This is a genomic window from Mesorhizobium sp. WSM4842, from assembly GCF_055901575.1.
Genome location: NZ_CM148372.1, coordinates 5,887,984 through 5,909,490, shown reverse-complemented (window position 1 = coordinate 5,909,490; position 21,507 = coordinate 5,887,984). Strand labels below are relative to the sequence as shown.

General features: G+C 60.8%; 14 protein-coding genes. 10 read left to right on the top strand and 4 right to left on the bottom strand.

All coding sequences use genetic code 11. From position 1 onward, the window contains the following. Positions 1 to 396: 396 nt before the first annotated feature. The 10 genes from AC0NIE_RS28720 (at position 397) to AC0NIE_RS28675 (ending at position 13,369) form a co-directional block, all read left to right on the top strand. The gene (locus AC0NIE_RS28720; RefSeq protein WP_473484702.1) at positions 397 to 1,989 is read left to right on the top strand and encodes a peptide ABC transporter substrate-binding protein; all 1,593 of its coding nucleotides are present in this window, start codon (positions 397 to 399) and stop codon (positions 1,987 to 1,989) included. A gap of 265 nt (positions 1,990 to 2,254) precedes the next feature. Beyond that, on the top strand, positions 2,255 to 3,178 hold the full coding sequence (locus tag AC0NIE_RS28715) for an ABC transporter permease subunit (protein ID WP_473484705.1): 924 nt from the start codon (positions 2,255 to 2,257) through the stop codon (positions 3,176 to 3,178). Beyond that, positions 3,171 to 4,292, top strand: coding sequence for an ABC transporter permease (locus AC0NIE_RS28710; RefSeq protein ID WP_473484708.1), 1,122 nt, complete (start codon positions 3,171 to 3,173; stop codon positions 4,290 to 4,292). The genes AC0NIE_RS28715 and AC0NIE_RS28710 overlap by 8 nt, the downstream gene beginning before the upstream one ends. A 1-nt stretch (position 4,293) precedes the next feature. Then, the gene (locus AC0NIE_RS28705; protein WP_473484711.1) at positions 4,294 to 5,913 is read left to right on the top strand and encodes an ABC transporter ATP-binding protein; all 1,620 of its coding nucleotides are present in this window, start codon (positions 4,294 to 4,296) and stop codon (positions 5,911 to 5,913) included. Positions 5,914 to 6,195: 282 nt separating this feature from the next. Next, positions 6,196 to 7,479 (top strand): glycosyltransferase, encoded by a 1,284-nt coding sequence (locus AC0NIE_RS28700; protein ID WP_473484714.1) that lies wholly within the window; start codon positions 6,196 to 6,198, stop codon positions 7,477 to 7,479. Positions 7,480 to 8,048: 569 nt separating this feature from the next. After that, the gene (locus AC0NIE_RS28695) at positions 8,049 to 9,488 is read left to right on the top strand and encodes a DUF6600 domain-containing protein (RefSeq protein ID WP_473484716.1); all 1,440 of its coding nucleotides are present in this window, start codon (positions 8,049 to 8,051) and stop codon (positions 9,486 to 9,488) included. 508 nt (positions 9,489 to 9,996) lie between these two features. Continuing rightward, entirely contained in the window at positions 9,997 to 10,677 is a 681-nt protein-coding gene (locus AC0NIE_RS28690) for an HAD family acid phosphatase (RefSeq protein WP_192365727.1), read from the top strand. A gap of 371 nt (positions 10,678 to 11,048) precedes the next feature. Then, positions 11,049 to 11,249: a hypothetical protein gene (locus tag AC0NIE_RS28685; protein ID WP_473484719.1), complete on the top strand. Its 201-nt coding sequence runs from the start codon at positions 11,049 to 11,051 to the stop codon at positions 11,247 to 11,249. A gap of 185 nt (positions 11,250 to 11,434) precedes the next feature. Beyond that, positions 11,435 to 11,659, top strand: coding sequence for a YjiS-like domain-containing protein (locus AC0NIE_RS28680; RefSeq protein ID WP_244602675.1), 225 nt, complete (start codon positions 11,435 to 11,437; stop codon positions 11,657 to 11,659). 3 nt (positions 11,660 to 11,662) lie between these two features. Continuing rightward, entirely contained in the window at positions 11,663 to 13,369 is a 1,707-nt protein-coding gene (locus AC0NIE_RS28675) for a tetratricopeptide repeat protein (RefSeq protein WP_473484722.1), read from the top strand. 258 nt (positions 13,370 to 13,627) lie between these two features. Here AC0NIE_RS28675 and AC0NIE_RS28670 read toward each other — a convergent pair whose 3' ends face one another. The 4 genes from AC0NIE_RS28670 to AC0NIE_RS28655 form a co-directional block, all read right to left on the bottom strand. After that, complete coding sequence (locus tag AC0NIE_RS28670; RefSeq protein WP_473484724.1) at positions 13,628 to 14,338, bottom strand: response regulator; 711 nt, start codon at positions 14,336 to 14,338, stop codon at positions 13,628 to 13,630. Between the two features lie 68 nt (positions 14,339 to 14,406). After that, a complete protein-coding gene (locus AC0NIE_RS28665; protein ID WP_473484726.1) occupies positions 14,407 to 18,096 on the bottom strand; it encodes a PAS-domain containing protein in 3,690 nt (1,229 codons plus the stop codon). 1,216 nt (positions 18,097 to 19,312) lie between these two features. Beyond that, a complete protein-coding gene (locus tag AC0NIE_RS28660; protein WP_473484729.1) occupies positions 19,313 to 20,440 on the bottom strand; it encodes an NAD(P)/FAD-dependent oxidoreductase in 1,128 nt (375 codons plus the stop codon). 64 nt (positions 20,441 to 20,504) lie between these two features. Further along, positions 20,505 to 21,506 carry an SIS domain-containing protein gene (locus AC0NIE_RS28655; RefSeq protein WP_473484732.1) on the bottom strand — a complete coding sequence of 334 codons (1,002 nt, stop codon included), beginning with the start codon at positions 21,504 to 21,506 and terminating at the stop codon, positions 20,505 to 20,507. Position 21,507 lies beyond the last annotated feature (1 nt).

Here is a 21,507-nt window from a genome sequence, read left to right as displayed (position 1 = left end):
TTGTCTTAGTTTCTGTGCTGTTCATGTCCTTCGCCCATCGGGACATACCGAAGCCCGCGCAAGATGTAACCCGTGGTTGCTTAAAGGCGGCTTAAGACATTTCGACAAAGTGGAATCGACGACAGATTTCTTGCCGGAAACGAATGCTTGAGTGGGAGAAACGGAGCCAAGTCAATGGTTTCGACCGCTGTTCTGCCGGTCGCAAAGTGGCTGTCGCTGCGCCTTACTTAGGGTGACCTCACGAGTCTGTTGAAATAAAAAATCGCCACGTTACTGTTTGGCCACCAGCTGCCGGAAAGGGAACCGGCGGCGCGCTCAAAGGAGCCATCTAATCGGTCTCGGGGCGTCAACACTCATGAGGCGTAGCTGAAGGGCCGCCTCGACAGGGAGAACTTCATGCTGAAAAACATGCTGAAGGCGACGGTGTTCGCCACAACCATGGCCTTGGCCGCCGGCACGTTCTACACGCCGGCCTTCGCCGAGGTCGTCTATAACCGCGGCAGCGCCGCCGAATCGGAGTCGCTCGACCCGCACAAGACCTCGACAATCTACGAAGCAAATATTTTGCGTGACCTGTTCCAGGGGCTGACCATGCAGGACGCAAAGGCGAACCTCATCCCGGGCGCCGCCGAAAGCTGGACAGTATCGGACGACGGCACCGTCTACACCTTCAAGCTGCGCAAGGGCGCCGTCTGGTCGGATGGTGCTCCGGTCACAGCAGATGACTTCGTCTACGCTTTCCAACGGCTGGAAGATCCGGCCACCGGCGCCGAATACGCTTCGATGCTCTATCCCGTGAAGAATGCCGAGGAGGTGAACACCAAGAAGGCGAAGCCCGAGGAGATGGGCGTCAAGGCAATCGACGCAAATACACTGGAAGTGACGCTGAAGGCGCCCACGCCCTATTTCCTCGAAATGCTGACCCACCAGGCGGCCTATCCGGTCAGCAAGGCCTCCATGGAAAAGCTCGGCGCCGAGTGGATCAAGCCGGGCAATTTGGTCTCCAACGGCGCCTTTACACTGGTGGAGTGGGTTCCCAACGACCACATCAAACTGGTCAAGAATCCGAAATTCTGGGATGCTGCAAGCGTCAAGCTCGACGTCGTCAACTACATCCCGACCGAAGATCGTTCGTCGGCGATGAAGCGCTTCGAGGCCGGCGAACTCGACAGCTACGACGACCTCCCGACCGAGCAGCTCGCCGACCTCAAGGCCAAGTTTGGCGATCAGATTCGCGTCGGGCCTTACCTCGGCACCTACTATTTTGCGATCAAGACCGACAAGGCCCCGTGGGACAACGTCGAACTGCGCAATGCCATCTCCATGGCAGTCGACCGCGATTTCCTTGCCGAAAAGGTCTGGCAGAACTCAATGCTGCCCGGCTATTCGATGGTGCCTCCAGGCATTGAGGGCTATACGCCGGCAATGGCCAAATACGCGGAGATGTCGCAGATCGACCGCGAGGATGAGGCCAAGAAGGTACTCGAGAAGCTTGGCTATACGCCCGAGAAACCGCTGAAGATGGAAATCCGCTACAACACGTCGGAAAACCACAAGAACACTGCGGTCGCCATCCAGGAGCAGTTGAAGCCGCTCGGCGTCGAAGTCACGCTGCTCAACACCGACACCAAGACCCACTACTCCTTCCTTGAGCAGAAGGGCGACTACGACGTGGCGCGTGCCGGCTGGATTGCGGATTACAAGGATCCGGAAACCTTCCTCGGCATCTCCCGCAAGGCAAGCGGCAACAACTATTCGGGCTACAACAGCCCGGAATTCGAGAAGGCTATGGACGAGGCTGCCGCCGCCGGCGGCAAGCCCGAAGAGCGCATGAAAGAACTCGCCGAGGCCGAGCGCATCCTCGTCGACGAGGTCGGCAACATCCCGCTTCTCTACTATAGCTACAAGGATATCGTTTCTCCGAAGCTTCATGGCTTCGAGGATAACGTTATGGATGTGCATCCGTCCCGCTTCATCTCCAAGGACTGACCTCCTTGGCCGGACTGCCGCTCCTTTACAGCGCCGCGCGTCCTTTGGGACGCGCACAGGGCGCTGTAACGCCTTGATTTTGCGCATGATCCTTTCCGAACCTTCGGTTCGGGTCATGCGTTAGGGGCGGCAGCTCCGGTTTGCCATCGCATCGGCCCGAAAATCGGAATCGATTTTCGGGAAGCACGATGCGAAGATTGAAGCGCTAGAGCGTACTTTGTGCGTCCAAGTGGACGCACGTCGCTCTAGGTCAAGCGGGGAACCGATGCTGCGATACGTATTCCGGCGGCTCCTGACCGCCATCCCGACGCTGTTCGTCATCGTGACCATGGCGTTCTTCCTGATACGTGTCGCGCCTGGCGGCCCGTTCAATCAGGAGCGGGGCCTGAGTCCCGAGATCAAGGCTAATCTTGAAGCGCAGTTCGGCCTTAATGACCCGCTCTGGCTGCAATATGTCCACTATCTCGGCAATCTGCTGCGCGGCAATTTCGGTCCGAGCTACAACATGCCGGATTTCACTGTGGGCGAATTGTTCAGGGAAGGTCTGCCGATCTCGGTCCAGCTCGGCGCTTCGGCGCTCATCCTGGCGCTGTTGCTCGGCAGCGTGCTCGGCACCGTTGCCGCGCTCAACCAGAACAAGCTTGCCGATTACTCGGTGATCGCGCTGGCGACCGCCGGCAGCACCATCCCGACCTTCGTCATCGCGCCGGTGATTCAGCTCTTGTTCGGTCTGACCTGGAAACTGCTGCCGATCGGCGGCTGGGGCGACGGCGCCTTGATCAACAAGATCGGCCCGGTGCTGACGCTCGCCCTGCCGCAGATCGCTATCGTCGCCCGCCTGATGCGCGGCTCGATGATCGAATCGCTGCGTTCGCACCACATCCGCACCGCCCGCGCGCTCGGTCTGTCCGACTGGTCGGTGGTGGTGAAACATGCGCTGCGTGGCGCCATCCTGCCGATCGTCTCCTTCACCGGTCCGGCGGCGGCAGCGCTTCTCACCGGCTCGATCATCGTCGAGACCATCTTCTCCATTCCAGGCATCGGCCGCCATTTTGTCGTTGCTGCGCTCAACCGCGACTACACGTTGGTCATGGGAACGGTGGTGGTCATCGCGCTGTTCACCATCATCTTCAACCTGATCGTCGACGTCATGTATGCCGTCGTCGATCCGAGGGTGCGCTATGACTGACATCGCAGCCACCGCTCCGGCCGTCGTCGGCCGCTCCCTGTGGGGCGATGCCTGGGCGCGCCTCAAGGCCAATCGCGCGGCCATGTTCAGCATCTATTATCTTGCCTTCATCGCCGTCATCAGCGTGTTTGGGCCCTATTTCGTGCCGCACCAATACACCACCATCTATGCCGACTATGTCCGTACGCCGCCGAGCTTTTCCGCCTATCCGAAGGCCGACATGATCGAAGGCGCTCTCGATGAGGCGATCAGGCGTATGCGCGTCGACATCAAGGAGTGGCGGCAGGAGGGCAGCCGTGTGTTCGTTACCGTCAGATCGTCGAAGCCGATCGACGACCGCAACATTCGCTACCTTGATCGTTCCGATACATTTGATGACACAAAGATCGAGAGCAAATCGCCGGACGGTCTCGAAATGGTGATGAGTGCCTCGATCAAGCAGCAATATTTCCTGTTCGGCACCGACAATACGGGCCGCGATCTCCTGTCCCGAACGCTGATGGCAGGGCGCATATCGCTGGCCATCGGCCTGCTTGCCGGCATTGTGGCCGTGGTCATCGGCGTGCTCTACGGCGCCACCGCCGGCCTTGCCGGCGGCAAGATCGACGAGGTGATGATGCGTATCGTCGACGTGCTCTATTCTTTGCCGTTCATCTTCTTCGTCATCATGCTGGTGGTGTTCTTCGGCAGGAATTTCGTGCTGATGTTCCTGGCCGTCGGCGCCGTGCTGTGGCTCGACATGGCGCGCATCGTGCGCGGACAGGCGCTGTCGATCCGCCGGCAGGAATATGTCCAGGCGGCCGAAGCCATGGGCGTCGGCCAGCGCGGCATTCTGCTGCGCCATGTGATCCCCAATTTGCTCGGGCCGGTGGTGATCTACATGACGCTGCTGGTGCCGCAGGTCATCATCCTGGAGAGTTTTTTGTCGTTCCTTGGGCTTGGAGTCCAGGAGCCGATGACCAGCTGGGGCGTGCTGATCTCGGTCGGCGCCCAGAACATCGGCTCGGCCAACTGGCTGCTTTTGTTCCCGGCCTTCTTTCTCGTCTCCACGCTGTTCGCGCTGAATTTCGTCGGCGATGGGCTGCGCGACGCGCTCGACCCCAGGGATCGTTGAGATGGTCGCTTCCGAAACGATCCTCAGCGTCAAGGACCTTCGGGTCCGCTTCCGAACGCTCGACGGCGCGGTCGAAGCCGTCAAAGGCATCAACATCCACGTCAATGCAGGCGAAACCGTTGCCGTGGTCGGCGAATCCGGGTCCGGCAAGAGCCAGACGATGATGGCGGCGATGAGCCTGCTGGCCTCGAACGGCGAGGCGACAGGCGTCGTCGACTATCGCGGCCGCAATCTTTTGACCCTAAGCAAGTCCGAGCTCAATCAGATCCGCGGCCGCAAGATCAGCATGATCTTCCAGGAGCCGATGACCTCGCTCGATCCGCTCTATTCGATCGGCAATCAGCTGATCGAACCGATCCGCCGGCATCGCGGGCTTAGCGCCGCCGAGGCACGCGAAGAGGCGCTAAAGCTCTTGCGGCTGGTCCATATTCCCGATCCGGAGCGGCGGATGAAATCCTATCCGCACGAGTTGTCGGGCGGCCAACGCCAGCGCGTCATGATCGCCATGGCGCTGGCCAACGACCCCGACATACTGATCGCCGACGAGCCGACGACCGCGCTCGACGTGACGATCCAGGCGCAGATCCTCATGCTGCTCGCCGAACTGCAGCGCAAGCTCGGCATGGCGATCGTCTTCATCACCCACGATCTCGGCATCGTCAGGCGCTTTGCCGACCGGGTCTATGTCATGCGCTATGGCGAGGTGGTCGAGGAGGGCGAGGCGGAAGCGATCTTCGCCAACCCGCAGCATGCCTATACCAAGATGCTGTTGGCCGCCGAGCCGACCGGCACCAAGGCGCCGCCGCCTCCGAATGCGCCTGTCCTGCTTGAAGGCAGGAACGTCGAGGTGACCTTCAAGATCGGCGGCGGATTTCTTGGCGGCGAGCCGCTGCTGCTGCGCGCCGTCGATCGCATTTCGATCCGGCTGAAGCGCAACCAGACCATCGGCATCGTCGGCGAATCGGGTTCGGGAAAATCGACGCTCGGCCGGGCCTTGCTGCGGCTGCTGCCAAGCGATGGCCTCATCCGCTTTGGCGATCGCGATATTTCCGCCGCCGACCGTCAGGCCATGCGGCCGCTGCGGCGCGAATTGCAGCTGGTCTTCCAGGACCCGTTCGGTTCGCTGTCGCCGCGCATGACCGTCGGCCAGGTCATTACCGAAGGGCTTCTGGTGCATGAGCCGACCCTGTCGGGCAGGCAACGCGATCTGCGCGCAGTCGAGGCCTTACGCGAGGTCGGGCTCGATCCGAATGCGCGCAATCGCTACCCGCACGAATTCTCCGGCGGTCAGCGCCAGCGCATCGCCATCGCGCGGGCGATGATCCTCAAGCCCAAAGTGGTCGTCCTCGACGAGCCGACGTCGGCGCTCGACCGCTCCGTCCAGAAGCAGATCGTCGAACTGCTGCGCAAGCTGCAGGCAGATAACGAACTGTCCTACCTGTTCATCAGCCACGATCTCGCGGTCGTGCGCGCCATGGCCGACTACATCATCGTCATGAAGCAGGGCAAGATCGTCGAGGAAGGGCCGACCGAGGCGATCTTCAGCAATCCGCAAGCTACCTACACGCAGACGCTGATGGCCGCGGCCATCGACGTCACACGGTTTCGCTTGAGCGCATAGCGCGGCCGGTCAGGACTGCAGCAGGTGGCGGGTGAAAGACACGTCCCTCGGTATCCTGCATCAAGAAACACACCAGGCAGCGCGCTGAAGCGCGAGGCCGAAACGGAAGCTCAGGCTATCCGCGTTAGCGTTCAGGATGATAAGGTGGATCTTGAGGGCAAGGTCGAGGCTTGGCCTGAGTGCTACCGAGCCTGCCGCCTGGTCGTCGCCGGCCCGAGAATCTGGACACGGCGATTTCTTTGAGGCCGCGTCCCTTCGATCGACAGACGCGGCAGGCCTTGCATGAACATCGTGATGTTTACCAACACATTCACCCCGCATGTCGGCGGCGTTGCACACAGCGTTGCGTCGTTGTCGGAGATGCTGCGTGAGTTGGGGCATGCAGTCCTGATCGTCGCGCCGGACTATGCGGAAGCAGCGCGATCAGAAAGCGACATCCTCCGCGTCCCGGCGATCCAGAATTTTAACGGGAGCGATTTTTCAGTGCCGATCCCGTTCACCCGCTCCCTTGAGAAGACACTGAACGCCTTCAAACCGGATATCGTCCATTCGCACCACCCGTTTCTTCTCGGCGACACCGCCCTTCGCATCGCGGCTTCACGAGCGTTGCCGACGATATTTACCTATCACACCCGCTACGAACTCTACGGCCACTACGTTGCGCAGGATGCACCGGTCCTCCAACGCCTCGTGCTCAGCCTCGCGGCTGGCTACTGTGATCTGTGCGAGCATATCATCGCTCCAACTCGCAGCATTGCCGACCTCTTGTGCCACCACGATGTCACCAAACCGATCACCATAATCCCGACCGGGATCGACCTGGCCAGGTTCGCCGAAGGAGATCGGCTGAGATTGCGGAGCCGGTTGGGACTAGCGAAAACCGATTTCATCGTCGGGCACGTAGGCCGGCTGGCGCCGGAGAAGAACCTGACTTACCTCACTGAAGCAGTTTGCCTGTTTCTTTCGCAAAATGAGCGCGCGCATTTTGTTGCCGCCGGCGACGGTGCGTCAGCGTCCGAAATGCGCCGAATGCTGGACGAGGCAGGTCTTCAGGACAGATGCCATCTGCTAGGCGTGGTCGAAGGCGCCGAACTGGCCGACGTCTATGCCGCCATGGACGTCTTCGCCTTCTCGTCGCGCTCCGAAACCCAAGGTCTTGTGCTTGTCGAGGCGATGGCGACCGGCGTTCCCGTGGTCGGGCTCAATGAACCTGGAGTCCGTGAGGTGGTACGCAACGGAAAGAACGGCTATCTCCTGTCAGCCGATGCGTCCCCAGGCCTATTCTCCAAGGCTCTCGCCAGAGTCCGCGCGATCACTGCGCCGGGCCGAGCGGCATTGCAAGAAGAAGCCAGACAGACCGCGGCCTCCTATTCACGATCCTCAACCGCGCAGCAGACCGTCGATCTCTATTCGCAGGCTGTCGCAAGCCATGCCGGTGCCAGAGCTACCCGCACTCGTTCGTTTGAGGCGACGCTCGAAGGTCTCAAGCAGGAATGGAGAATCCTCGCTAACCTTGCCAATGCCGTCAAGGACGCGGTGGCGACGCGCAGTGATTCCGAAAGTTGACGGCTGTGGGACGCCGCGGTTGCGCCCCGTCTTCGCCTGCCCCTATCCGTTCCGCTGAATGAGGAATTTCATCGGCACGATCCGAGCGCGCCTGTTAGTCTCGACGCATCATCGATGCTTTTGGCCGAGACATCAGCTCCGCCCTAGGAGCAGACGCCCCCAAAACGGATCTGAATCTGGTCACCGATGCGATATTTGCTTCGTCAAATGGCTTGGCCGCCTGCGAAACACCTTGTTGAGGTCAGGCATGTCGCGGACAGCGCCGCCAAACTTCGAGGGTGCGGTCACTGAACCCTGTGGCACGGCTCCCGGGCGACCGTGATGGCTTCGACCGACTGGTGCGCAAAGCGCTTTCCGTAGGCATTGCTTCTTCGGTGCGCAGATTTGTGACGGCGGTCGTGATCTGGCTCGCCGAGCCCATAAAGCAACGCTGATGTTGATCCCTGGGATCATCGCCGTGTGATGCCAAGCCGGCGTGTGGCCAGATGCGGCAACATTAGCAAGTGGAACAATCCGACAGCCGGTGAGTTTTCAAGGTGAAGGGCGATCTGTTTCGGAGGAAGACCAGAATGAAACGCGTCCTTGCACAAAATGCGGTACGACTGATGCTGGGCGGCGTGACCGCCTGTCTGCTTATGGTCGTCGAGATTCCCAACCCGGTTGCACCATTGGCGCTTGTGTCCGAGGCAAGGGCAGCCACCGACGTTTCCATTTCGATCAGCACATTCTATGACGACCTGTCTTCCCATGGTGATTGGGTTTCCTACCAGGGAGCGCCCGTTTTCGTCCCGGTTGATGTCCCTGACGATTGGCGTCCGTATACCATTGGACACTGGGTCTATACCGAGCAGTATGGCTGGCTCTGGGTGTCCGACGAGCCGTTCGGCTGGGCGACCTACCATTACGGCCGGTGGGGCTATGCCGACGACATCGGCTGGTACTGGGTTCCCGGCACTCGTTGGGCGCCAGCCTGGGTGAGCTGGCGGCGTGAAAGGGAGCACATCATCTGGGCTCCGCTGCCGCCACGCCGCGATCCCGATTTGATTTCAATCGAGGTGACCTTCGACACCACGCCGGATTTTTACTGGGTCGTGGTCCCCACCCGCGAATTCCTTGCTGAGGACATTTCCGTCGTCGTTATCCGTGATGAGCCGGAGTTTGTGCGCATTGTCGAAGCGGCCGAGCCTGCCGGCGACGTGACGATCCAGAACAACGTGGTGATCAACAACGTCATTGATGTTGATGTGATCGAGAAAGAGACGAGCCAGGAGGTGACCGTCGTCGAGGTCAGCGAGACCGAGACGCCCGAGCAGGCCGGCAAATTGGAAAACAATACGGTCACGGTCTTTGAAGGTGAAGTGAAAGCCGATCCCGATGCCAAACCAGCTGAGCTCAAAGACATCGAGGAGGTGAAGCAGGTTCAGGCAGGCCGGAAATCGAAGCCGACCGAAGGCGCAGCAACGACCGAACAGGCGCCGGCGACCGGCGAAGAGGTTGAGCCGGAAGAGACCGCCAAGCCTGAGAAGCCGACGAGCGAGGAGCAACCGACCATTGAGCAGCAGCAGGCCGAACCGGACCAGGCGGCCAAACCTGAGAAGCCGAAGGCCAAGGAGCAGCCCGCAGCCGAGCAGCAGCAGGCCGAGCCGGAACAGGCGGCCAAGCCTAAGAAGCGGAAGGCCAAGGAGCAGCCCGCCGCCGAGCAGCAGCAGGCCGAGCCAGAACAGGTGGCCAAGCCTAAGAAGCGGAAGGCCAAGGAGCAGCCCGCCGCCGAGCAGCAGCAGGCCGAGCCGGAACAGGCGGCCAAGCCTAAGAAGCGGAAGGCCAAGGAGCAGCCTGCCGCCGAGCAGCAGCAGGCCGAGCCGGAGCAGGCGGCCAAGCCTAAGAAGCGGAAGGCCAAGGAGCAGCCTGCCGCCGAGCAGCAGCAGGCCGAGCCGGAACAGGCGGCCGAGCCCAAGCCACAGAAGCAAGAAAACAAGGCGTGCGACCCGCAGAACGGGGCGAACTGCTAGTGTGCGGGTACAGACTACGGCACCGCGATCGTTCCACCGCGGTGCCCGCTGAACGGCATCGCACGCCAAAGCTGCGAACCCTTGCCATGCGGACGATCGCGTCCTTGACGGCTCGGCGCGCCGGCTGAACGGCAATCGGCGGTAATTGGGCAGTCATTTCGCGGAATATCGCGCCATCCAACGTTCTCCGCCGCGCACGAGCGTGTGGAGTCCAGTCCGGAGCATCCATTGCGAGCACCTCTTCGGAACGGACTTAACCATCTCGCCGTCGGAACCGCGAACCTGTCTTCAGGAGCGTTGGTGGTAGTTCTCGCGAGGTCAACTTCTAGCGTTCACCTCAAGCACCCCGAAAGACCGCTGTTGGGGCACTTGCCGACATCGCTCAGTTTCGAGGACCTGTGCCTTGCCTCGCTTGACAGAGGACTTCTCGCGACCGCAAAGTCTCGTGATGCAGACGATTAGTTGGAATAGAATTGCGCGTGGTGCGGCCGTCGGGGCAATCGTGCTGATGATTGGCACAAATGTGCCTGGGTCGGCGCGTGCCGACGGCTCGCTCCTTCTCACAAGCCCGTCTCAGCCAGCCAATGTCGGCGACGCGATGCTGGCGGCCGCCAGTTATCATGATTCCGGCGCATATGATCGCGACCTTGCCGCCGTGGCGAAGCAGGCCGGCGATTGGGTCGTCAAGCGCGCAATGGAGGTGCCTCGCCCCGCACTGGTGCTCGATATCGACGAGACGGCTTTGGCCAACTGGGAAGTGATCACACGTGACAATTTCGGCCGCCCGATCGGCGGCGCCTGCGACATCGCAATCGACGGTCCCTGTGGCTGGGCCGCCTGGGACCAACTCGCGAAGGATCCGGCCATCGACCCCGTGCTGGAGGTTTTCCGGCAGGCGCGAACGGCGAAAGTCGCAGTATTCTTCATCACCGGACGTCCGGAGGACCAGCGTCAGGCGACCGAACAGAACCTGCAATCGGCCGGCTATGCCGGCTATGAGCAACTTTATATGGTCCAGCCGGGAGCCAAATATGGTTCCGCCGCTGATTTCAAGGCACCCGTAAGAGCCGAAATCGAAAAGGCCGGCTACACGATCATTGCCAATGTCGGTGATCAGCCATCCGACCTGTTCGGGGGACACGCCGAGAAGCTGTTCCTGCTGCCGAATCCGTTCTACAGGGTTCGCTGACGACGTGTACGGCGAAAACCCGAACGCTAGGGCCCCTGCCACACAACGGCAGGCCGTGACCCGTTGTTTAGCTTGAGCAGCAACGAACGACGGCTGTTGGGCGGGCAGACATGCCGATCATATTCATCTCCGGGTACGGCAACGTGGCGATATCAGCCCAGGCGGTCGAAGATTTGACAGCCGCATATCGGCACGACCAAGAGGGGCCCCCTGGTCGGGCCTGACCACAGACGATCGATTGCGGCTAATGTCATGGCCGGAGCAGAAGTTTCGGCTGATTGCCTGGAAAGGCAAATCATCGACCTCAAAGGGCACGGCGCCGGCGATGCCTCCTCCAGCTTCAACCTGCCTTAGACGTTCTGGCTGATGCTATGGCCGATACCGCCATCTACTCGCTTTGTACCATCCCGCACCCGGAAAGCGAGAGCGCGCTAGCTGAGTTCCGCCGCGTCCCGAAGCTCGGCGGGCGGCTGGTGTTCATCTCGCATGGCGGCGGAGAAACTCCGCTCCCCGAGCGCACTGCAAAGGCGTCTTGTCGGATTGTGGGGCTGGCTCCCGGTGCTGCCATCTGACGCGCGGGCCAGCGTGGCTGATCTCGGACGCCGGTTTCACTATCCAGCGCCAGGCAAGAAGGCGGTTTCCCGCGCGACTCCGGCAGCTCGCAGTCCACACCGCGCGGAAAGCGCTCCCCGCCGCTGAAACAAACGAAACACTTCGCGTTCGGCGCGGAAAAACGTCTGAAACAGGGATGGTTTAAATGCAATGGCATCGCTGCACCCGCGGCGCCAATCAATGGAGTGTTGCAATGTCGATAATGCGAGCAGCTTACCGCTCTTTCCGGGACTACCGGGTTCACCGTATGGCGGAACGGACGCTTGCGGCGATGGACGATGCCTTCCTGAGGGACATCGGGATCAGCCGGTCCGAGATTGGTTTGGTGGTCCGCGGCTTGAAGCGCGGCCAAGAAGACAAGGCGGGCTGAACCATGAAGCTTTCATTCAGGCTCCCGCTACTGGCCTGTGCGAGCGCGGCCGCCCTTCTGGCGGCGCCTGCCGCCAATGCCCATGAAACGGGCGTTCCGCACCGCCAGGCCAAGGCGGCGTTTGCAGAGGATTCGACAAGCGTCCCGCTGTTCGAAAACCTCGGCAGTTATTCCTACCCTGTCACCACCGCCAACCCGCTGGCGCAGGCCTATTTCAATCAGGGCCTGCGCTGGGCGTGGGCATTCAACCACGCCGAGGCGCAACGCGCTTTCAGGGCCGCCCAGAAGCTGGACCCGACCTGCGCCATGTGTTTCTGGGGCGAGGCCTACGTGCTCGGCCCCAACATCAACGCCGGCATGGGCCAAGAGGCGGCCGCGAACGCCGCCGAGGCCGTAGCGCAGGCGCGCAAGCTAGCGCACCTCGCCTCCAGCCGGGAAAAGGATCTTATCGCCGCGCTCTCCAGGCGCTACAGCGCCGATACTTCGGCCGATCAGGGCGCCCTGAACCAGGCCTATGCTGCGGCGATGGCGGAACTGGCAGACCGCCATCCGCAGGACGACGAGATCGCCACGCTCTACGCTGACGCCCTTATGAACCTGATGCCCTGGGACTACTGGCTTGACGGCGGAGCAACGCCAAAGCCGGACACGGTCAAGCTTGTGGCCTCGCTGGAGCGGGTGCTGGCGCGCAATCCGGATCATGCCGGTGCGATCCATCTCTATATCCATGCCGTCGAAGCGTCGACGACGCCGGAAAGGGCCGAAGCCCATGCCGACCGGCTTGCCGCCCTCATGCCCGGCGCCGGACACATCGTGCACATGCCAGCGCATATCTATCACCAGGTCGGCAGGTGGATCGACAGCCTGGAGATCAACCGCAAGGCGGTGGCGGCGGACGAGGCCTATTTCGAGCGCGTCGGCATAGCGCCGGAGAGCACGCCCGGTGTCTACACGGACGGCTATTATCCGCACAACCTGCATTTCCTGATGACCTCAGCACAGATGGCGGGCGACATCGAGGCAATCGCCGAGGCGGCCAAAAAGCTCGAATCCCTGGTCTCCAACACCACGGCCAGGAAGGTGGCCGGGCTGCAGCCGATCAAGGCGGCGGCCTATTTTGCGCACGCCCAGTACAGCGGTCCCGAGGTCATACTCGCGCTGCCGCTGCCGGCAAACGCCCTGCCTTATGTCGAGGCAACCTGGCGATATGCGCGGGGCATCGCCTTCGCCGCAAAAGGCGCGAGCGAGGCGGCGCGCGCCGAGACCGCGGCAATCCGCGAGCTCGCCGCCGAGACCGATTTTTCCACGGAAACGGCGGGAGGACTTCCGGCGCCGGATTTGCTGGAATTGAGCGCGCTGATCGTGGAGGCCCGCATTGCCCAGCACCAGGGCAACCTGCGGGAAGCGCGCAATAAGCTTGAGGCGGCGGTCGCGATCGAGGACGGCCTTGCCTATATGGAACCGGCCTACTGGTATTATCCGGTCCGACAGACCCTCGGCGCGGTCTACATGGCCATGGGTGAGCACGAGGCGGCCGCGGCAGCCTTCGAGCACGTGCTGGAGCAGACTCCAAACAACGCCTGGGCGTTGTGGGGCCTGCGCGAGGTTTTCCGCAGGACCGGCAGGACAGCGGACGCCGAAGAGATGGATGCGCGCTTCAAGGCCGCCTGGGTGGGAGCGCCGGATTTTCTCGGCATCGAACGGCTCTGACCCGCGCTTAAAGTGCCGGCGTCCTTGTCGGCTCAGGAAACGTGTCGCAGCCTCGCAACCCCGGCTGCGATAGACAATCCCAGGTTGAAAAAGACATGCTTTGGCCGGTACGCCTGCCTTTCAGTGCCACACGTCATAGTGGAAACGCAACGCAGCTGGATCCCGAAGATCAGAGGTTGAGCGGGGCAATCCCCTGGAGCCACAAAATCGCATAAAGCGCAAGGGACGAGGCGCTGGTCCAACCCAGCGGCGGCGCGCTCAAGCGTAGAGGTAACCCATGCCGCGGATCGTCCTGATCACCTCCGGCTTGGAGGGATCGACCTCGATTTTCTTCCGCAGGCGCGAAACGCGAATGTCGATGCTGCGATCGAAGGGATCCCACCCGCGGTCATGGGCGAGCTCGAGCAGTTGATCGCGGTTGAGTACTCGTCCACGATGTTCGCTGAATACTTTCAGAAGCCGGAACTCCATCGCGGTGATCGCTATTTCGACCCCCTCGGCGTTGTATAATTTGTGTTCGTCCGGGTCGAAGCGGCACTTGCCGAACTGGACCTGGTGAGGACCCGGAGTACTCGCTTTCTCCGCAGCTCGTTCACTCGCCGACGTCCTGCGCAGCACGGCCTTCACCCGCGCCAGCAGCTCCCGCAGGTCGACGGGCTTCGCGACATAGTCGTCGGCGCCAATCTCCAATCCGACAACGCGGTCGACGATTTCCGCCGATCCGGTCAGCATGATAATGGCAACGTCTGAGTGCTCTCGTAGATATCGCGCCAGGGAGAGGCCATCCTCACCTGGCATTCGGATATCCAAGATGACCACATCGACGTGCTGGCTATCAACAAGTTCACGCAGGGCAGGCCCCGCGTTGGCCGGCGTCACGGCATAGCCATGATGCTCCAGATATTCCGCTACCGTGTCGCGGATATCCGGTTCGTCATCGCAGACAACTACGTGTGCGTGCGTCGTCAAAATCGACCACCGAGCAACTAGCTAATGGATAAGCTGCCCCTAAAGTGACGTGCAAATCAACGGATCTGTCAAGTATTGTTGTTGACCAGATTCGAGACAAACGAACGGAGCTCGTTAGGTTTGATCGGTTTCTCAAGATAGGGCCGTTTCGCGGCGCGCAGGAACATCTGCGCGTCCGGGCTGATCGTGTCCCCTGTCAGGAAGGCTAACCTGTCGAGCTCGGCCGGATGGAGCTTGGCAATCTGGTTGAACAATCCCCGTCCATCCATGTTCGGCATTTTCAGATCGCTCAGGATCAGCGCGAAGGTGCGGTTCTGGAGATGCAGCAGCGCTTCTTCGCCGGATCTGGCAATGGTGACCTTGAAACCATCCCGCCTGAGCACCTCAGCGACCAGCTCACCCACTTCCTCTTCGTCGTCCACCACCAGACAAGCAATGCCGGTTGAATTCGGGAGCTCGTCTTCGGCCGTTTCGGCTCGTTCCTCGAGACGGTCCGAAGCAGGCAGCGAAAGTATGAAGGTCGAGCCACCCTCCTCGGGGGATTCGACCTCGATGGTTCCTCCATGGGATTGAACGATCCGATGACAGAAGGACAGCCCGATCCCGGTCCCTGACCCAATCTCTTTGGTCGTGAAGAACGGCTCGAAAATGCGGGGAAGTATCTCTTTGGGAATTCCCGGGCCGGTGTCGGCAACGCTGACGACTATGTTGCCGGTCGTGGGCTGAAGCCGCGTTGAAACCGTGATTGTCCGTCGCCCTTCCCAGCCGTGCAGCGCCTGTTCTGCATTAACCAGCAAATTGATCAGCACCTGGGCAAGCTGATCGGGATCCGCCCAGATCGGAGGAAGGCCAGGTTCAAGATGAACTGAAAGCCCGATGTCCGACGATCGAATCGAATAGCTCGCCACTTCCACCGCTTCGGAAATAATATCATCGATCGCAACGTTTGAGGTTCGCGTCGGCTGCTGTCTGGCCATAGCCAGGAAAGTCTTGACGATCCTGGCGCAGCGTTCGGCTGCCTTGCTCATCTTGTCGGCGCGTTCCACGACCTTGGCGTCGGTAGCAGTCTCCTTCAACAGCGATGACAGGCCAAGCACCACCGAGAGCGGATTGTTGAGCTCATGCGCCACCCCCGCCAGCAATCCACCGAGCGCCGACATTTTTTCGTTCTGGTGCAGTGTCTCGCGCTGCCGCTCCAATTCCTGCTGCATTTCGATACGGTCGGTGAGATCGTAGGCGTGGGAAACGATCACCTTCTCACCATGGTAATCGATCAGTCGAGACGAAATCGAGCACCAGCAGGTTCCACCGTCCTTGCGTTTGAGCTGGGTTTCGAAATCGTCGACCAACCCCGTCGCGAGCAGCCGCTCGACGTATCGGATCCGCTCTGAAGGATCGACATAATAGTCGACGGCGCTGGTGACGTCGCCGAGCAGCTCAACGGTGGCGGGGCTGCGGTAAAGCAGCTTCCCGTCATGGGCGCGGGTCATCTGGATGTTGACGGGGCAGGCTTCGAGGACTTTACGGACCAGTTCATCCGCTTCCTTGGCGGCCTCCTCGGCCCGCTTGCGCTCTGTAATGTCGACACGGGTGACCACGAATCCGCCTTCGCGGGTCGGACAGTTCGAGACGAAAAACCAACGCCCGTCCGTATGACGGAATTCCTGTTGCCGGAATTCGCGGCGGTCCCGTGCCCTCTCGGCAAGCCAGTCGTCGATCTTGTCCCGAGGAACCGGAAACTGGTTGCGCTCTGCGGTCACGCGGAGGAAATCGAACCAGTTCACCCCGGGAACGAGCACATCCGCGCTTATCGCGTGCATCTGGCGGTACCTGCTGTTAGCCAGCACCAGGCAATCATTCCTGTCGTAGAGGGCAAATCCTTCGGCCAGAGATTCGATCGCGTCGATCAGCCGCTCGTTGGCCTTGCGCGTTTCTTGCTGGGCGGCGATCATGTCGGTGATATCAGTCGTGTTCGATACGATCACCTGCCTTCCCTGGAAATCGATCAGGCGAGCGGAAATCGAAGCCCAGAAGGCCTTGTTCTCGGTGTCGTACTGCTGGACCCGAAAATCATCGATCCTGCCCTTTTCGATCAGGGTGCGCTCCAATATTGCGCTATAGTCTGGATCGACATAGTGGTCGGTTATTCGAGGACGGTCGGCGTAGAGATCTCTGGTAGCGGGATTGCGGTAGAGCGTTTCTCCCTCGAACGTGGTCATGCGTATTGGCGAAGGGCAGGCATCGAGCACCTTTTGCAGCAGTGCCGTCGCGTCGCGCTCGGCAGCCTCGGCCTTCTTTCGCCCGCTGATGTCGGCGCGCGTTACGACGAAGCCGCCAAGATCGGTGGGATGTATCGAAACCGAGTGCCATTTGCCGTCGGAGAGGGGTACCTCGAAATGGGAGTGGAACTCGATCCGGCCTTGAATCCGCTCGTCGAGCCACTCATCCTCACGCCCAACCGCATTGCGGTACACGCCGCGCTTGGCGGATTCGCGAAGGAGTTCGCCCCATTCCACACCCGGTTCAACGAGATCCCGCACCGGGTGGTTCAGATCGCGGTAAAGGCTGTTGCACATGACCAGGCGGTGATCTTCGTCGTACAGCGCGAATCCCTCGGAGAGTGATTCAATGGCGTCTGCGAGCATCTCCCGCGCCGCAGCGACTTCGCCGTCACGCTTCTTCTGCTTGGTCACATCGGCGATGCCGGCCAGAACCACTCGCCGGCCCTGGAACGCGACGATCCTGAGATTGCCCGTGGCCCAGAACTCCTGGCCGTCGGGTCTTTTAAGAAGCACCTCGCAATTTTCGACGACGCCCTTTAGCATGAGCTCCCGATTGATTTCCCGGTGTTTCTCGGGGTCGACAAAGTAGTCGCCGAGCCGCACCGTCTCACGTTGCGCCTTTTTGCTCCATCCAAGCAGCCGTTCGGCAGCATTGCTCTGATAGATGAGTTCCCCCGAACTTGCATCGTTCATCCATACCGGCAACGGATGGTGCTTGATCAGGAAACCGAACAGATCCTCGCGCTGCTTCCGTTCCGTGATGTCCAATACCCCGATGATGAGCGAGGGGCGCCCGCCATAAACGCCTCGACGGCAGTTGGTCGAGCACCAGACGGTCGATCCGCTTGTATTTCTGAGCTGGATTTCGTGATCCCGCACGATGTCGCTGTTGCTGGCGAGAGAACTGATTTCATCGAATTCGCCAGTATTCACGAAATGACCCGTCAGGAATTGCGGCTCGTTCGGGGTCCATTTTCGGCCAAGCAGGTTCGACGCATCGAGGCTTTCGTAGAGGATCTGCCCGCTTCCCGCGTCCACCACCCAAACGGGCAGCGGGTGACTGTCCGTGATGCAGCGGAATATCTCCGCGTTTTCCCGGTGCGCGATCTGCGCTCGCTTCATGTCGGTAATGTCGACGCTTACCAGGGCCACGCCGCCATCAGGCCGAGGATGTGCGGTGAGCAACTTCCACCGGCCATCCAATGTCTCAGCTTCAACTGGAGCGTCGTCGATTTGCGTCCATCGCGCCGCGGCGCTTTCAACGAACGCGTTGCCGGGCTCGATGGGGCGGCCGTCGAAACTTTTCAGATATGAGAGGGCTTCGGCGACTGCGGCAATGGCGTCCATCGGCTGCATCCCGCCGCGGTCGAGGCGCTGGCTTCCAAATATCTCCAGATTGCTCCCAACGAGGACATTGTTGGCGTCAAAGAGGGCATAGCCTGTGTGTGTGGATGTGACCGGATTATCAGGCAGCATGGTCGTTCCCCTTTATTCGCGTGATCGCCCGAGGGCGGATACTAGACCCTCTTTGTTTCAGCACACATTCAGACGCTGCGTGATTTGTTTCAACTGTTTCGGCGGGAGTCATCGCCAGCGCTGACGTGAAAACGAAACTCTATCCAATCCTTCGGAAAAAACGGCCGAAACACGAATGGCCTAGGTTGCACGGCCGATATCACGGATCGAGCAAACGACTCGGACCAGTCACAAAACGCCGCCTGTCATCCCGTCGCGCGCGCCGCTGAAACAAACGAAACACTCCCACCGCTCTACAGAAAAACGCCCGAAACGAAAGCGGTGTATGACAATAAGAACCGCAGATGCGGCAGATTCACTGGCGAGACGCAAATATCCAGCGCCCTGGACAAACATCTAGTCTTGTCGAGATGTCGACGCGTCTTGCTCCGAAACCTGAGGTTCAAAATGCATAAACCAGTTACTTCGTACGATTTCCCCGACCGGCTCCGCGCGAGCCTTATTGACCAAAACCATCCGGCCCATGAAGAGGCTCGCCGGCTCTTACAACGCCATGATCGACAAGGGGCAGACGTCAACCCCATCACGCGACGGCTGATCGGGAACAGCCGCCATTCATACAGGCCGCGTTGACGCCGCCGAATGGTGATGATCTCGGCTGCTATCAAGCAGCCCTCCGAACACCGCACGAACCTAACAAGACAACCGTGCGCTGAACAACCTGCCGCCGCAGGACAGGGGAACTGGGGGCGCTGATAACAGCGTTCGGCCGGCACCGTCGAGATTAGACAAGCGGCGACTCGTCCGCCGCTTGGAAAGCGGTGGCGGCGGCTTCGACCGGAGCACCCGATCGGGCATCAGCTTGGTTGGGGTTGCGCAGCCCGATCGGGTGCGTTTCAGTAGAACTCCCCTCGGCTTCAGCTTTGAGAGCTGCGTCGTTAGTCCGTAGCCGCGCCCAGTCGTGAGTAGGCACCGCCAAGCACCACCAGTTCATCATGCGGACCTTGTTCGACGATGCCGGTATCGGCGACCACCACGATGCGATCGGCATTGGCGCCGCGCGTGAAGGGCCAGCCTTGCTGCGGCCGCGGCTAAAACTAAACTACGATTGTCATGTTATCCTAGTCAGGTGCGCGGATCAACCTCCGAAGGCGGTCATCTGGGCAATGCCACCGCGGCTCATCTGGACAGTTCGGCCTCGGCCGCGATTGCCCTTTCAATTGAAACGGTTGGCGCGGAAGGTTGCAAGCATGGGGTGCGGATTGTCGGAGGCGATTTCTTTGGCTAGCAATTCGCCGACGATCAGTCCAAGCGTGGCGCCGCTGTGGCTAAAGGCGACGTGAAGATCGGCGACGGTCTCGACGGAGCCAAGCACCGGCTCGCCATCGCCGGGGATAGGCTTCGGGCCAACGGCGTAGGTTGCGAGTTGGAGCCGCGGATTGCCGTCGAGCACGGCGCTAGCTTCGTCGAGCAGTCCTTTGACGGTTTTGTTGTGCACGGTGTAGGTGTCGTCCGAGTTGACCACGACTTCTTCCTCCGACCATGCCGAATCCAAAACAAGTGCGCCATCCGGCGTCGGGCGCACCGCCACGCGCGGCGTATTTAGCACGGCACGGAGGTCGGCCTTGACGGGCTTGGTCTTCAAGAGAAGTGAAATCGGCGTGGCGTCGGGGACATGGACTCCGATCTCCGCAAGCATGGAAGGCGTCGCTGGCCCAACGGCAAGGACCACTGCATCCGCCTCGACCGCCGCACCGCCAGCAGTGACGACGCCACGCGCGCGACCACCTGTGGCAACTATCCGCACGCGTCCAGCGTCCTGAACAAGCTTGCCGCCGCGCGAGCGGAATTCATTGAGCAGCAGATCGATCAAAGAGGGCAGGTCAACCCATCCTTCGCCAGGATTGAAAATGGCGCCCTGCGGGGTGACTGCACTGGCATTGACCCCGGGCGTCACTGCGCCAACTTCGGCAGGGCCGAGCAGAAGCGCGTCATAACCAATATCCTGCTCCAGCTGCCAGATGGACGCGATCTGGTTCGCCTCATCATCCGCATCCCAGGTCAGGCCGCCGTCAAAGCGAAGCCAGGACGCGGTTTCCGGCCTTGTGGCGGCCAGGGTCCGATAGCGGTCGACGCCTGCAAGCCTCAAGCGGTGATAGGCAGTCTCCGCGCGTCGCGCTGAGTTCAGCCAGGAAAGTGAACGGCCGGATGCACCGTTGGATGGCGCGCCGTCATTGACAATGGTCACATCAAAGCCAAGGCGGGCAAGGTGCAGCGCGGTCGAGGTGCCAAAGATGCCTGCGCCGACAACGACGACATGGCGCGGCTTTGGGGATGCAGTCATAGAGAAATCCTTCTACGCAGAAGATGGGCTGGGAGTTGTGAGGTCGCCACAAAGCGCGGCGGAACTAGTAGTCCGACAGCTTCTTCATGTAGCGCCGGCCCTCGAGCATCGGCCGATCGCGCAGACCTGCCAGCTTGTAGGCAAAACGCCATAGAGTGTCGAAGAAGACCAAAGGCACGAGATAGGGTTTGATGTGTTCGGACATACCGCCGAGGTCGAGTTCCGCTCCATCGAGCACCAGGATGTTTTCCCGGCTGCCGTACTTGATAAGGAAATCACGGGCACGTTCGGAAAGACTCCGCGTTTCGTCCAAACCCAGCAGGACCACGAAGCAAGCATCCCTATCCACCACTTCGAATGGGCCATGAAAGAACTCGTTCGCATGTATTGCCTGCGAGTCGTACCACTGCATTTCCATGAGCACGCAGATGGCGTACGAATAGGCCGCACCGTAGCTGGCACCGCTGGCAAGTGTGTAGATTGCCTCTCGAGGTGCGAAGCGAGCGGCGAAGGTCTCGAACCGGTCAGCATAGGCCCGGTGCGCGCGCTCGATGGCCGGTTGAAGATGGCTCAGGCTGATCAGCAGGTCGTCGGTTAGCCCGCCGTCCTCCCGAGCATCGATCAAACCGGCGAGCAGCATGTAGAGCACGCCGTAATTGCTGTAGGCTGCATTGATTGCTTTGCCCGTCGTATACGAGGCCTGGTAGGCAACCGGGTGGTCGACCGCCCGCGCGAGGGGCGATGTTTGGTCGAGCGTCATGCCGATTGTCGTTGCGCCTCGGTCTTTTGCGTGATTGGCCGCCCGCACGGTCTCCTTGGTGGTTCCTGTCTGCGAGCAAAGGACAACAAGCGTGTCAGGTCCCAACCGCCGCGGATCTCGGCAGACGAACTCATCCGCGTTGTAGATGTCGCAGGCGAATGTGCCATTGTGGCGGTCGAGGAAGTATTTGCCTGCCATCATGATCGAGAGCGAGCCGCCGCACGCCACGAGAAAGAGGTGCGAAAACTGCCTGCCCGCCGCAGCGTTCAGAGCGCGTTCTAGGTCGGCGGGCAGGGCGGAAATCATG